Source organism: Pseudomonas sp. UBA6310 (assembly GCF_002438225.1).
GTDB classification, from domain to species: domain Bacteria; phylum Pseudomonadota; class Gammaproteobacteria; order Pseudomonadales; family Pseudomonadaceae; genus Pseudomonas_O; species Pseudomonas_O kuykendallii.
On the sequence record NZ_DJTK01000002.1, the window covers coordinates 14,026 to 26,894 of the forward strand.

The 12,869-nt window shown below is 65.8% G+C and carries 14 protein-coding genes; 8 read left to right on the top strand and 6 right to left on the bottom strand.

Annotation, left to right across the window (positions count from 1 at the left end):
* Nucleotides 1–2 precede the first annotated feature (2 nt).
* The gene (locus B3E91_RS00210; RefSeq protein WP_273229730.1) at nt 3–926 is read right to left on the bottom strand and encodes a lipid A biosynthesis lauroyl acyltransferase; all 924 of its coding nucleotides are present in this window, start codon (nt 924–926) and stop codon (nt 3–5) included.
* A gap of 161 nt (nt 927–1,087) precedes the next feature.
* On the opposite strand from B3E91_RS00210, the gene minC reads away from it, so the two are divergent.
* From minC to lpcA, 6 genes are all read left to right on the top strand, one after another.
* Entirely contained in the window at nt 1,088–1,828 is a 741-nt protein-coding gene (minC, locus tag B3E91_RS00215) for a septum site-determining protein MinC (RefSeq protein WP_090231614.1), read from the top strand.
* A 168-nt stretch (nt 1,829–1,996) separates the two neighbouring features.
* Nucleotides 1,997–2,812 (top strand): septum site-determining protein MinD, encoded by an 816-nt coding sequence (gene minD / locus B3E91_RS00220; protein WP_090231613.1) that lies wholly within the window; start codon nt 1,997–1,999, stop codon nt 2,810–2,812.
* Nucleotides 2,809–3,063, top strand: coding sequence for a cell division topological specificity factor MinE (gene minE / locus B3E91_RS00225; RefSeq protein ID WP_090231612.1), 255 nt, complete (start codon nt 2,809–2,811; stop codon nt 3,061–3,063). Before minD ends, minE begins: the two co-directional genes overlap by 4 nt.
* A 70-nt stretch (nt 3,064–3,133) precedes the next feature.
* Nucleotides 3,134–3,769 (top strand): RluA family pseudouridine synthase, encoded by a 636-nt coding sequence (locus B3E91_RS00230; protein WP_287027856.1) that lies wholly within the window; start codon nt 3,134–3,136, stop codon nt 3,767–3,769.
* Between the two features lie 81 nt (nt 3,770–3,850).
* Nucleotides 3,851–5,140 (top strand): M18 family aminopeptidase, encoded by a 1,290-nt coding sequence (locus tag B3E91_RS00235; protein WP_287027857.1) that lies wholly within the window; start codon nt 3,851–3,853, stop codon nt 5,138–5,140.
* Nucleotides 5,141–5,148: 8 nt separating this feature from the next.
* Entirely contained in the window at nt 5,149–5,733 is a 585-nt protein-coding gene (lpcA, locus tag B3E91_RS00240) for a D-sedoheptulose 7-phosphate isomerase (protein ID WP_287027858.1), read from the top strand.
* A gap of 54 nt (nt 5,734–5,787) precedes the next feature.
* Here the strand turns inward: lpcA and B3E91_RS00245 are convergent, their stop codons facing one another.
* Nucleotides 5,788–6,750 (bottom strand): NAD(P)H-quinone oxidoreductase, encoded by a 963-nt coding sequence (locus tag B3E91_RS00245; protein WP_273229720.1) that lies wholly within the window; start codon nt 6,748–6,750, stop codon nt 5,788–5,790.
* 124 nt (nt 6,751–6,874) lie between these two features.
* Between B3E91_RS00245 and B3E91_RS00250 the strand changes: the two genes are divergently transcribed.
* Together B3E91_RS00250 and B3E91_RS00255 are read left to right on the top strand one after the other, a co-directional pair.
* Entirely contained in the window at nt 6,875–8,959 is a 2,085-nt protein-coding gene (locus tag B3E91_RS00250; RefSeq protein WP_287027859.1) for a carboxy terminal-processing peptidase, read from the top strand.
* A gap of 89 nt (nt 8,960–9,048) precedes the next feature.
* A complete protein-coding gene (locus B3E91_RS00255; RefSeq protein WP_287027860.1) occupies nt 9,049–10,803 on the top strand; it encodes a bifunctional diguanylate cyclase/phosphodiesterase in 1,755 nt (584 codons plus the stop codon).
* 112 nt (nt 10,804–10,915) lie between these two features.
* Here B3E91_RS00255 and B3E91_RS00260 read toward each other — a convergent pair whose 3' ends face one another.
* From B3E91_RS00260 to B3E91_RS00275, 4 genes are all read right to left on the bottom strand, one after another.
* A complete protein-coding gene (locus B3E91_RS00260) occupies nt 10,916–11,383 on the bottom strand; it encodes a sel1 repeat family protein (RefSeq protein ID WP_273229714.1) in 468 nt (155 codons plus the stop codon).
* Nucleotides 11,383–11,748: a hypothetical protein gene (locus B3E91_RS00265; protein ID WP_287027861.1), complete on the bottom strand. Its 366-nt coding sequence runs from the start codon at nt 11,746–11,748 to the stop codon at nt 11,383–11,385. The genes B3E91_RS00260 and B3E91_RS00265 overlap by 1 nt, the downstream gene beginning before the upstream one ends.
* A complete protein-coding gene (locus tag B3E91_RS00270; protein ID WP_287027862.1) occupies nt 11,745–12,068 on the bottom strand; it encodes a helix-turn-helix domain-containing protein in 324 nt (107 codons plus the stop codon). The genes B3E91_RS00265 and B3E91_RS00270 overlap by 4 nt, the downstream gene beginning before the upstream one ends.
* Nucleotides 12,069–12,166: 98 nt before the next feature.
* Nucleotides 12,167–12,607 (bottom strand): YkvA family protein, encoded by a 441-nt coding sequence (locus B3E91_RS00275; RefSeq protein ID WP_286784809.1) that lies wholly within the window; start codon nt 12,605–12,607, stop codon nt 12,167–12,169.
* Nucleotides 12,608–12,869: the final 262 nt, after the last annotated feature.

Genomic DNA, 12,869 nt, shown 5'->3' on the forward strand with positions numbered 1-12,869 from the left:
CTTTAGGAGTAGAGCTTAGGCGCCCCCGGCGGACGCGTCTTGAAGCGCCGGTGCGCCCACAGGTACTGCTGCGGCAACTGGCTGACCGCCTGCTCGACCCAGGCGTTGATGCGCGCGCAGTCGGCCTCCTCGCTCTCGCCGGGAAAATCCGCCAGCGGCGGGTGCAGCGTCAGCCGATAACCGCTGCCATCGGCCAGGCGTTCCTGGGTGAAGGGGACCACGCGGGCGCGGCCGAGCCGGGCGAACTTGCTGGTGGCGGTGACGGTGGCGGCGGGAATGCCGAACAGCGGCACGAACAGGCTCTGCTTGGCGCCATAGTCCTGGTCCGGCGCGTACCAGATCGCCCGCCCGGCGCGCAGGACCTTGAGCATCGCCCGCACGTCCTCGCGCTCGATGGCGGTGGCGTCGCGGTTGTGCCGCTCGCGACCGCGGCGCTGCACGTAGTCGAACACCGGGTTCTTGTGCTGGCGGTACATGCCGTCGATGGTGTGGCGCTGGCCGAGCAGCGCGGCGCCGATCTCCAGCGTGGTGAAGTGCAGCGCCATCAGGATCACGCCCTGTCCCTGCGCCTGGGCCTGCTGCAGGTGCTCGATCCCTTCTATATGAGCGAGCCGGGCGAGCCGCTCGCGCGACCACCACCAGCTCATCGCCATTTCGAAGAAGGCGATGCCCATGGAGGCGAAATTGGCCTCGAGCAGCGCCTTTCGCTCACTCTCCGACAAATGGGGAAAACACAGTTCCAGGTTGCGCGCCGCGATGCGCCGACGCGACCCCGCCAGGCGCAACATCGCCGCTCCGCCGAGGCGCCCGAGGGCGAGCAGCGCAGCGTACGGCAATTGCACTACAAGCCAGAGCAGCCCCAGCCCGAGCCAGAGCAACCAGAAGCGCGGATGGAGAAAAGCGGGGCTGAATTGCGGACGATCCATGCGGGTCTCGGGCAGCGAAGAAAGCCGGCATTCTAGCGACAAATGAGGCCCGCGCCGAAAGCCGCGCCGACGGATACGCAGGGCCGAGGGCCGCCCCGCGCTATGGCGGGGCAGCGCGTTTCCCGTTATAAGTCCTCGCGATTCAACGTTTCGGGCAAACCATGAGCCAAACCGACCTACTCGACCAAGAACCCGTGTTCCAGCTCAAGGGCAGCATGCTCGCCATCACCGTGATGGAGCTGGCGCACAACGACCTGCAGCGGCTCGACCGCCAGCTGGCGGCCAAAGTCGCACAGGCACCGGCCTTCTTCAGCAATACGCCGCTGGTCCTCGCGCTGGACAAGCTGTCGCCCAGCGAGGGACGTCTCGATCTCGCCGCGCTGATGAGCGTCTGCCGTCGTCACGGCCTGCGCACCCTGGCGATCCGCTCCAACACCTTCGAGCACGTGGCCGCCGCCGACTCCATGGATCTGCCGGTGCTGCCACCGTCGGGCGCGCGCGAACGGCCGCTCGATCCGACCGCCGGTGCGGCGCTGGTGAAGAAGCCGGAGAAACCCGCGGAACCGGTCGCCAAGCCGACGCGGGTGATCACCACGCCGATTCGCGGCGGCCAGCAGATCTATGCCCAGGGCGGCGATCTGGTGGTCATTGCGGCGGTCAGCCCGGGGGCGGAACTTCTCGCCGATGGCAATATCCATGTCTACGGCCCGTTGCGCGGACGCGCCCTGGCCGGGGTCAAGGGCGACCCCAAGGCACGCATTTTCTGCCAGCAGCTGGCCGCCGAAATGGTCTCCGTGGCCGGCCACTACAAGGTCGCCGAAGACCTCCGCCGCGAGCCCTTGTGGGGCCAGCCTGTGCAGGTCGGCCTGGCGGGCGACGTGTTGAACATCACCCGCCTTTAACGGATACTGCCGCCACTTTTTCAGGTACCTGCAGCGGGTTTCGGCAGCCGCTCACGACGCCATCGGACGCAGTCGATCCCACCGGCAGTCAGGACCATACAAGGGCGATTCGCAGGCCTGCGCCGGCCGCGGATGCCCACTCTTCCTTACACTTTGGGGTTAATCACCTTGGCCAAGATCCTCGTAGTCACTTCCGGCAAGGGTGGCGTGGGCAAAACCACCACCAGCGCCGCCATCGGTACCGGCCTCGCCTTGCGCGGGCACAAGACCGTCATCGTCGACTTCGACGTCGGTCTGCGTAACCTCGACCTGATCATGGGCTGCGAACGCCGCGTGGTGTATGACTTCGTAAACGTCATCAACGGCGAGGCAACCCTGACCCAGGCCCTGATCAAGGACAAGCGTCTGGAGAACCTCTACGTGCTGGCCGCCAGCCAGACGCGCGACAAGGACGCACTGACCCAAGAAGGCGTCGGCAAGGTCATCGACGAACTGTCGAAAACCTTCGAGTACGTGATCTGCGACTCGCCTGCCGGCATCGAGAAAGGCGCGCACCTGGCGATGTATTTCGCCGACGAAGCCATCGTCGTGACGAACCCCGAAGTCTCCTCGGTACGCGACTCCGACCGCATGCTCGGCCTGCTGGCGAGCAAATCGCGCCGTGCCGAACAGGGTCTCGACCCGATCAAGGAACGCCTGCTGCTGACCCGCTACAACCCGGAGCGCGTCACCAAGGGCGAGATGCTCGGCGTTGAAGACGTCGAGGAAATCCTCGCGATCAACCTGCTCGGCGTGATTCCCGAATCGCAGGCCGTGCTCAAGGCGTCCAACCAGGGCGTCCCGGTGATCCTCGACGAGCAGAGCGACGCCGGCCAGGCGTACAGCGACGCTGTCGACCGCCTGCTCGGCAAGGACCTTGCGCACCGCTTCCTGGACGTCAAGAAACCCGGCTTCCTGCAACGACTGTTCGGAGGTCGCGAATGAACATTTTTGACTTCTTCCGCGATCGCAAGAAGGAATCCACTGCATCGATCGCGAAGGAGCGTCTGTCGATCATCGTTGCCCACGAACGGGGCCAGCGGACCCAGCCGGACTACCTGCCTGCCCTGCAGAAGGAACTGGTCGAGGTGATTCGCAAGTACGTGAACATCGAACAGGATCAGGTTCAGGTCGCGCTGGAAAGCCAGGGCAGCTGCTCGATCCTGGAGCTGAACATCACCCTGCCGGATCGCTGATAGCGCCCGCGTTCGTTTCACCACATCGAGAGGGCGGCCCGAGGGCCGCTTTTTCATTTCAGGCCAGACAATGCCGCTGTCGAACATACAAATCGTCCACCAGGACGCCGCCCTGCTGGTCATCAACAAGCCGACCCTGCTGCTCTCCGTCCCCGGCCGCGCCGATGACAACAAGGATTGCCTGGTCACCAGGCTGCAGGAAAACGGCTACCGCGAGGCACTGATCGTGCATCGCCTGGATTGGGAAACCTCGGGCCTGATCGTGCTCGCCCGCGACGCCGACAGCCACCGCGAGCTGTCCCGCCAGTTCCACGACCGCGAAACGGAAAAAGCCTACACCGCGCTCTGCTGGGGCCAGCCGGAGCTCGACAGCGGGCGCATCGAGCTGCCGCTACGCTACGACCCGCCGACCAAGCCGCGCCATGTGGTCGACTTCGAGCAGGGCAAGCACGCCCTCACCTACTGGCGCGTGCTGGAACGCTTCGAACGGCACTGCCGCGTCGAGCTGACGCCGATCACCGGGCGCTCGCACCAGTTGCGCGTGCACATGCTGTCGATCGGCCACCCGCTGCTGGGCGACCGCCTCTACGCCAACCCCGAGGCGCTGGCCGCGCACGAACGCCTGTGCCTGCACGCCAGCATGCTCAGCCTCAGCCACCCGCTCACCGGCGAGCGCCTGCGCTTCGAGTGTCCGGCTCCGTTCTAGAGGCCATGGGCCCGCGGCGCCGATGCCGAGCGGGCCGCGCAAATACGATAGACTCGGCGACATTGCCGTCCGGAGTCCGTTATGCGCGAACAGCTGAACCAGGGTCTGCTCGATTTTCTCAAGGCCTCGCCCACGCCTTTCCACGCTACCGCCAGCCTGATCAAGCACCTGGAAGCCGCCGGTTTCCGCCGCCTCGACGAGCGCGAGACCTGGCACACCGAAGCCGGCGGTCGCTACTACGTGACCCGTAACGACTCCTCGATCATCGCCATCCGCCTCGGCAAGCAATCCCCGGAAGACGGCGGCCTGCGCCTGGTCGGCGCCCACACCGACAGCCCCTGCCTGCGGGTCAAGCCGAATCCGGAGCTGCAACGCCAGGGCTTTCTCCAGCTCGGCGTCGAAGTCTACGGCGGCGCCCTGCTGGCGCCCTGGTTCGACCGCGACCTGTCGCTGGCCGGGCGCGTCACCTTCCGCCTGGCCGGCAGGGTGGAGAGCCAGCTGATCGATTTCAAGGTGCCGCTGGCGGTGATCCCGAACCTGGCGATCCACCTCAACCGCACCGCCAACGAAGGCTGGGCGATCAATGCGCAGAACGAACTGCCGCCGATCCTCGCCCAGGTCGCCGGCGACGAATCCGTGGATTTCCGCGCCCTGCTCGCCGACCAGCTGAGCGAGGAGCACGGCATCAGCGCCGACGCGGTGCTCGACTACGAACTGAGCTTCTACGACACCCAGGGCGCCGCCGTCGTCGGCCTCAACGGCGATTTCATCGCCGGGGCGCGGCTGGACAACCTGCTCTCCTGCTACGCCGGCCTGCAGGCGCTGCTGGCGGCAGAGGGCGAGGAAAGTTGCGTACTGGTGTGCACCGATCACGAGGAAGTCGGCTCCTGCTCGGCCTGCGGCGCCGATGGCCCGATGCTGGAGCAGACCCTGCGTCGGCTGTTGCCGGACGGCGAGCGCTTCGTGCGCAGCATCCAGAAATCCCTGCTGGTATCCGCCGACAACGCCCACGGCGTGCACCCGAACTACGCCGATCGCCACGACGCCAACCATGGGCCGAAGCTCAACGCCGGCCCGGTGATCAAGATCAACAGCAACCAGCGCTACGCCACCAACAGCGAAACCGCCGGCTATTTCCGTCACCTGTGCCTGGAAAACGAAGTGCCGGTGCAGAGCTTCGTGGTACGCAGCGACATGGGCTGCGGCTCGACCATCGGCCCGATCGTCGCCGGCCACCTCGGCGTGCGCACCGTGGACATCGGCCTGCCGACCTTCGCCATGCACTCGATCCGCGAGCTGGCCGGCAGCCACGACCTCGCCCATCTGGTGAAGGTGCTCGGCGCCTTCTATTCCAGCCACGATCTCCCCTGAGAACCCTGATGATCGAACATATCCGCTACAGCCTCGAAGAAGCCCGTACCGCGCTGGATCGCTTCATCGCCAACGACCAGGCGCTGCAAGGCATCGAGCGCGCCGCGCAGTTGCTGGTGGAAAGCTTCGAGAACAAGGGCAAGGCGTTTTCCTGCGGCAACGGCGGCTCGATGTGCGACGCCATGCATTTCGCGGAAGAACTCACCGGGCGCTATCGCAACAACCGTCCGGGTATCGCCGCGGTGTCGATCAGCGACGCCAGCCATATCAGCTGCGTGGCCAACGACTTCGGCTACGACTACATCTTCTCGCGCTATATCGAATCCCACGGCCGCGCCGGCGACGTGCTGATCGCCATCAGCACCAGCGGCAAGAGCCCGAACGTACTCAAGGCGGCCGAAGCCGCGCGGAAGCTCGGGGTGAAAGTGGTGGCATTGACCGGCAAGCCGGGCTCGGCGCTCGAAGACATCGCCGACGTGTGCATCTGCGCCCCGGGCGGCGACTATGCCGACCGCGTGCAGGAGCTGCACATCAAGGTCCTGCACATCCTCATCGAGCTGATAGAACGCAAGCTGTGCCCGCAGAACTACTGAGTTCCCGCGGGCCGGACGTGGCCGAACGGCCCGGAGAATCCGGGCCTGTACCGGTCAGTTCAGGCTGGCGTCGATCACCAGCGCCAGCTTGCCGTTGACCGTATTGCCCGCCAGCTCCGCGTAGGCGGCAGTGGCGTCGGCAATCGGGTAGCTGCGCGCCAGCTCGGGACTCAGGCGACCTTCGGCGAACAGCGGCCAGACGTGCTGCTGCAGGTCGAGCAACAGCTCGGCCTTGTGGTCGTCGTCGCGGTTGCGCAGGGTCGAACCGATCAGTTGGACGCGCTTGGCCAGCAGCTTGGCGAAATCCATCTCGGCCTTGCGCCCGCCCATCATGCCGATCGTCACCCAGCGCCCGTCGAGTGCGATGAGGTCGAGGTTCAGGGCGGCGTAACCCCCGCCCACCGGATCGAGGATGGCGTCGTAGGGCCCGAAATCGCGCAGGTTGTCCAACCCGTCATGGCGCAGCGCGCCACCCTGCGCACCCAGCGCCTCGCAGTGCTCCAGACGCTCGGGCGAGCCGACGCTCACCCAGCACGGATTGCCGAACGCCTTGCACAGCTGGATCGCCGCCGAACCGACGCCGCTGGCGCCCGCATGGATCAACACCTTCTCGCCGGGCTGCACCGCGGCCAGCTTGAACAGGTTGAGCCAGGCGGTGGCGTACACTTCCGGCAGCACCGCCGCCTCGAGCAGGCTCATGCCCTCCGGAACCGGCAGCGCGTGGCGACCGTCGATCACCACCTCCTCGGCCATGCCGCCGCCGGCCAGCAACGCACAGACGCGATCGCCGACTTTCCATGGACTGCCGGCGCCCACTTCGCTGATCACTCCGGCGCATTCCAGGCCGATGACGTCGCTGGCCCCCGGTGGCGGTGGATAGTGCCCGGCCTGTTGAAGCAGGTCCGCGCGGTTGAGTCCGGCAGCCGCCACACGTATGCGGATCTGCCCCACGTCACATTCCAGAGCGGCGCGTTCGGCCCACTCCAGGTTCCCGTCGATGCCTTGCAATGCCTTCACGCTGCCTCCATAGTGGCTTCAACCGAGCCGGCAACCGGCTCCGGCGTTATGCCCGGTTCGATTGAACCGGCGCCCGTATTGACGACCTAATATGCGTCATCACTTGCCCACACGTCGAATCAGCATGAAGCGAACCCTTACCCGCACCACCCTTGCGTTATTGATAGGTTTCAGCGCGCTGCCGCTGTGGGCCAAGACCACCGCCCCCCACAGCTGGGATGCACTGCAGCCGGATCGCGAACAGGTGATCGCCAGCCTGAACGTGGTGGAACTGCTCAAGCGTCATCACTACAACAAGCCTCCGCTCAACGACGAGCGCTCGGTGAAGATCTACGAGGGCTACCTGAAAGCCCTCGATCCGGCGCGCAGCTACTTCACCGCCGGCGATATCGCCGAGTTCGACAAGTGGCGCACGCAGTTCGACGATTTCCTCAAGAGTGGCAACCTGGACCCGGGCTTCGCCATCTACCGCCGCTACCTCGATCGCCTCGAGGAACGCCTCAATTTCGCCCTGGCGATGCTCGACAAGGGTGTAGAGAACATCGACTTCAGCGTCGACGAAGACCTGCTCATCGACCGCGAAAAGGCCCCGTGGGCGAAGAACACCGCGGAACTGGACGACCTCTGGCGCAAGCGCGTCAAGGACGAAGTCCTGCGCCTGAAGCTGGCCCACAAGGAGCCCAAGGCGATCCAGGAACTACTCACCAAGCGCTATCGCAACCAGCTCGCGCGCCTGGACCAGACCCGTGGCGAAGACGTGTTCTCGGCCTACATCAACGCCTTCGCGCAGACCTACGACCCGCACACCAACTACCTCTCGCCGGACAACGCGGAAAACTTCGACATCAACATGAGCCTTTCCCTCGAAGGGATCGGCGCCGTGCTGCAGAACGACAACGACAACGTCAAGGTCGTGCGCCTGGTGCCGGCCGGCCCGGCGGAGAAGAGCAAGCAGATTTCCCCGGCGGACAAGATCATCGGTGTCGCCCAGGGTGACGACGAGATGGTCGACGTCATCGGCTGGCGCCTCGACGAAGTGGTCAAGCTGATCCGCGGACCGAAGGGCTCCAAGGTTCGCCTGGAAGTGATTCCGGCGAGCAACGGACCGAACGACCAGACCAGCAAGGTGGTGTCGATCACCCGCGAGGCGGTCAAGCTGGAAGAACAGGCGGCGAAGAAAAGCGTCCTGAAACTCGAGCACGCCGGGCGCGAGTACAAGCTCGGCGTCATCGAACTGCCGGCCTTCTACCTCGACTTCAAGGCCTATCGCGCCGGCGATCCGGACTACAAGAGCACCACACGCGATGTGAAGAAGCTGCTCGGCGAACTGCAGCAGGAGAAAGTCGACGGCGTGGTCATCGACCTGCGCAACAACGGCGGCGGCTCGCTGCAGGAAGCCACCGACCTCACCGGCCTGTTCATCGAGAAGGGTCCGACCGTGCTGGTGCGCAACGCCGACGGGCGCGTCGACGTGCTCGCCGACGAGAACCCCGGCGCCTACTACACCGGACCGATGGCCGTGCTGGTCAACCGGCTGTCCGCCTCGGCCTCGGAAATCTTCGCCGGCGCCATGCAGGACTACCACCGTGCGCTGATCATAGGCGGGCAGACCTTCGGCAAAGGCACCGTGCAGACCATCCAGCCGCTCAACCATGGCGAGCTGAAGCTGACGCTGGCGAAGTTCTACCGGGTTTCCGGCCAGAGCACGCAGCATCAGGGCGTGTTGCCGGATGTCGACTTCCCGCCGGTGGTGAACACCCACGAGATCGGCGAGAGCTCGCTGCCCGAAGCCATGCCGTGGGACAGCATCCGCCCGGCGATCAGCGCCGAGCGCGATCCGTTCGCGCCGTTCCTCGCCGAACTGCGCGCGCGCCATGAAGCCCGCGCCGCGAAGAACCCCGACTTCGTCTTCACCCAGGAGCGCTTCAAGCTGGCCCAGCAACTGATGGACGAAAAGACCGTCAGCCTCAACGAGGCCAAGCGTCGCGCCGAGCAGACCAAGGTCGAGGGCGAGCAGCTGGCGCTGGAGAACACCCGCCGCAAGGCCAAGGGTGAGGAGCCGCTGAAGGAGCTCAAGCAGGAAGACGAGGACGCCGTTCCCAGCCCGGAGGACAAGACCAAGCCGGAAGACGACGCCTACCTGCAGGAAACCGGGCAGATTCTCCTCGACTACCTCGGCCTGAACACTGCCGTGGCGAAGAAGGACTGAGCCTGTAATACGGCAGTAACACGAGTGTCGTGAAATAGAGGGGCCGGCGTGAAGGCGGCCCTTTTTCATTTCCGTATTCGAGACCTACGATGCCCGTCACCGAGCAAGCCAGCGCACTGGGCCTGATCCTCGCTCAGGGCGATCTGCACAGCCTCTTTCAGCCGATTGTCTGCCTGTCCGAACGGCGTATCCTCGGCTACGAAGCACTTAGCCGGGGCCCCTCCAACAGCCCGCTGCATTCGCCCCTCACGCTGTTCGCCGCGGCCCGCCATGCCGGCCGCCTGAGCGAGCTGGAACAGCTGGCGCGCAGGACCGCCTGCCAGGCCTTCCGCGACCTGAAGCTCGAAGGCAAGCTGTTCCTCAACGTTTCCCCCGAATCACTGCTCGAGCCGGCGCATCAACCCGGACGCACGCTGAAGCTGCTGCAAAGCCTGGGAATACCGCCGAGCCAGGTGGTGATCGAACTCACCGAGCAGGCGCCGATCGACGACTACGCGCTGCTCCAGACCGCCCTGCACCACTACCGCGCGATGGGCTTCTCGATCGCCCTGGACGACCTGGGCGCCGGTTACTCGAGCCTGCGCCTGTGGTCGGAACTGCGCCCGGACTACGTGAAGATCGACCGTCACTTCATCGACGGGATTCACCAGGATGCGGTGAAGCGCGAGTTCGTCGAATCCATCCTGAAGATGGCGAAAGTCTCCCGCGCCCAGGTGATCGCCGAAGGCATCGAGCTGATCGAAGAACTGAGCGTGCTGGCCGAGATGGGGGTCGATCTGGTGCAGGGCTACCTGCTCGCCCGGCCGCAGGAAAACCCGTCGCGCGACGCCCGTGCGCTGTTGCCGCGACTCGGGGCCGCGCTGAGCGCTGAGGAGGAAGAGGCGCTCGCCAGCCTGCTGATCGAACAACAGGCGGTCGACCAGGAAACCACCATCGGTGAGGTGCTCGAGGCGTTTCGCCTGCAGGCCAACCTGAACTCGCTGGCAGTACTCGATGGAGCGCGCCATCCGGTCGGCATCGTGCATCGCCATTCCCTCTCGGACGCCCTGCTCAAGCCCTTCGCCACCGACCTGTTCGCGCGCAAGCCGATCAGCCGGCTGATGGGTGACGACTTCCTCAGCGTCGACCTGCGCCAGTCGTTGCAGCAGGTGAGCCGGCTGCTCACCAGTCGCGCGCGGCAACGCATCGAGGAGGATTTCATCATCACCGAGGACGGCGAGTACCGCGGTCTTGGCCGGGTGATCGACGTGCTCAAACTGATCACCGAGCAGAAGATCCAGCAGGCCCGTCACGCCAACCCGCTGACCCTGCTGCCCGGCAACGTGCCGATCCAGCAATGCCTCACGCGCCTGCTGCAGCAGGAACGCGAGGCCGTGATCTGCTATGTCGACATCGACAGCTTCAAGCCCTTCAACGATCTCTACGGCTACGCCCGTGGCGACGAGGTGCTGCTTTGCCTGGCGCAGTGCCTGTGCGAACGGGTCGACCCGATGCGCGACTTCGTCGGCCATATCGGCGGCGACGATTTCCTGCTGGTGCTGGGTTCGGCGGACTGGCGTCTGCGCCTGCAGCAGTTGCTCGAGGACTTCCAGAGCCAGTGCCGGCGTTTCTACCGGGAGGAACATCTACAGGCCGGCTGCTTCGTCGCCCACGACCGCCAGGGCAAGCGCCAGGAGTTTCCACTGCTGTCGCTTTCCATCGGCATCGTTCACCTGCGCCCGGAAGCCTGCCCACGCCTGGACGCCACCCAGCTCGCCGACCTCGCCTCCGAAGCCAAGCGCATGGCCAAGGCGGTGCCGGGCTACAGCCTGGAAATCATCGATACCCTGCCGCTGGCCGGGTAACGCGAGGGACCCGTCTCGAAGGAGTCGCAGCAAAGAGGCGTGTGGGCAGAACGGAACGGAAGGCCTACAGGGCGAACGCGCCTTACGCATCCCACGCAAGGCCGAGAAAGACTCAGAGCCCGAGTTCGCCCGCGCGGGTCGCATAGCGCCCGGCCAGATCGGGGTCGGCGGGCTGCCCTTCTCCACCCTGCCGATAGAGTTCGGCAAGCCGGTGCGCCGCCAGCGGGTGACCGTTCTCGGCGGCCAGGGTCCACCAGCGCGCGGCCTCGCGGCCGTCGGGCGGCTGTCGCGTGGAACCGGCCAGGCTGCTCACGCCGAGCTGATAGGCGGCCTTCGCGTCACCGGCGCGGGCGGCCAGACCGAGCAGCCTCAGGCCCTCCTCGCGCGCCCCCAGGCCCTGGCCACGGAACAGCAACAGGTGCCCGTAGAAGCTCTGCGCCTGGCGATCGCCCAGATTGGCCATCCGTGCGTACTGCCCTTCCATCCAGTGCCAGGCGCGCGGCTGCGCCACCCACCAGCGCCAGCCCAGCAGTTGCCGGGCGATCCAGTAGCCCGCCCTGGCGCGCAGTTTCCACAACATCAGTGGCCCTCCGGGTAGTCGAACTCGAAAACACGGGCGACTTCCGCCGCATGCCAGGAGGCCGCGGCGACACCGTCGCACGGACCGCTGAAACGCCCCAGGCGCACCGCACAGTCGAAGAACCCCGGGCGCGGAAGACGGCTGGCGCCCTGACTGATCACCAGCGCGCTGCGCAGCGGGCGCTCCGCCTTGGCGTCGAGGGCCGCCAAGTGTTCCAGCGCGGCGGTCAGGGTCTGCATCGCCGGAGTCGGCAGTTGCAGACGCTCGACCAACGCGCGGTAGGTCACCAGGTGGCTCTGTCGACGCGCATCCGCCAGCTCGGCGAGCAACGCCTGCCAATGCTGCTGGGAGATGCGCACGCTCACGGCGCGGGGGCCTCTTGCTCCTGCGCGGCCTTGCCCAGCACGAACGCCAGGGAACGGCGGATCGCGGCGTCCGGCTCGCGCTCGCCGCGCTCGATCAACTCGAGGTAGGACGGGCTGATGCCGACCTGACGCGCCAGTTGCTCACGGCTCAACCCGAGCGCCTCACGTCGGCTGGAAAGCTGCGCGAGGCCGTCCCCGGATTCCGAGACCGCGGCTTGCTCGCTGGGCCGTCCGGCAGCGGCGAGCAACGCCTGGTATTCGGCCCACGGCACGACGGCGTATTCCGCCTCGCCGTCACGGCTGATCACTTGCACGCTCATGGGCGCTCTCCCTCTGAAGATCAGCGACGATCTTAACAGGCGGCGGGCGGAAGCGGTTTCGACACTGACTGAGGGACAACCAGGCGATCGGCAATGGATCACCGTTCCCGGCGGATTTCCTCAGGCGAAGGCAGTCGTTCCAGTTCTGCCCGCCGGGCGGGAGACTGGGTATCGCGCCACAGGCGGAACGCGTCGAGCTCCTTGCTCCAGGTGCGGGTGACCCAGGCGAGCACGGCGAAGTCGTCCAGCAGGCCGACCCCGATGAGAAAATCCGGAATCAGATCCAGCGGCGACAGAAAGTAAGCCAGCGCCGCCACCGAGGCGAGCAGCGCCTGCCGGCTGACCGCGCGGTACTCGCCACGCCAGTAGGCCAGCGCAAGCGACTGAAGCACGCGCAGGTCGTCCGTCAGGCCACCCTTTCGCCTGTCCTTCCGCGCGCCTTTGCGAGCCACCGCCAGCAGCAACGCAGGGAGGCGACCACGCACCAGAATGCGCTCGGCGATGGGCAGGTAGCGTGCAAGATTCAACGGCATTTTCATCCTGACTCCTCGGCAGACCGCGTGCCCGCTGGGCTGGCTGGGGTTACCCACAAAAGCTGTGGATAACTATGTGAACAGATTATGGATGGCTGGGCCAAAAGCCCGCCTCATGCGGCTTGCGCTCAGATCGAACAATTTTTAAACAGCAACAAAAAATCAATAAAATCAGTAAGTTGTGATCGCACTGGAAAAGTGCGAAGGCGTTCTCGACGCTCCGCTTGTAATCCTCAAGGCAGTGTGCATAACCGTAACAGCCGCCTCG

Coding starts and splice junctions, on each gene's coding strand:
- B3E91_RS00235 (WP_287027857.1), top strand. CDS start 3,851: ATGCGCGAACAGCTGAACCAGGGTCTGCTCGATTTTCTCAAGGCCTCG.
- minC (WP_090231614.1), top strand. CDS start 1,088: ATGAGCCAAACCGACCTACTCGACCAAGAACCCGTGTTCCAGCTCAAG.
- B3E91_RS00260 (WP_273229714.1), bottom strand. CDS start 11,383: ATGTTGTGGAAACTGCGCGCCAGGGCGGGCTACTGGATCGCCCGGCAA.
- B3E91_RS00250 (WP_287027859.1), top strand. CDS start 6,875: ATGAAGCGAACCCTTACCCGCACCACCCTTGCGTTATTGATAGGTTTC.
- B3E91_RS00255 (WP_287027860.1), top strand. CDS start 9,049: ATGCCCGTCACCGAGCAAGCCAGCGCACTGGGCCTGATCCTCGCTCAG.
- B3E91_RS00270 (WP_287027862.1), bottom strand. CDS start 12,068: ATGAGCGTGCAAGTGATCAGCCGTGACGGCGAGGCGGAATACGCCGTC.
- B3E91_RS00210 (WP_273229730.1), bottom strand. CDS start 926: ATGGATCGTCCGCAATTCAGCCCCGCTTTTCTCCATCCGCGCTTCTGG.
- lpcA (WP_287027858.1), top strand. CDS start 5,149: ATGATCGAACATATCCGCTACAGCCTCGAAGAAGCCCGTACCGCGCTG.
- minE (WP_090231612.1), top strand. CDS start 2,809: ATGAACATTTTTGACTTCTTCCGCGATCGCAAGAAGGAATCCACTGCA.
- B3E91_RS00230 (WP_287027856.1), top strand. CDS start 3,134: ATGCCGCTGTCGAACATACAAATCGTCCACCAGGACGCCGCCCTGCTG.
- B3E91_RS00275 (WP_286784809.1), bottom strand. CDS start 12,607: ATGAAAATGCCGTTGAATCTTGCACGCTACCTGCCCATCGCCGAGCGC.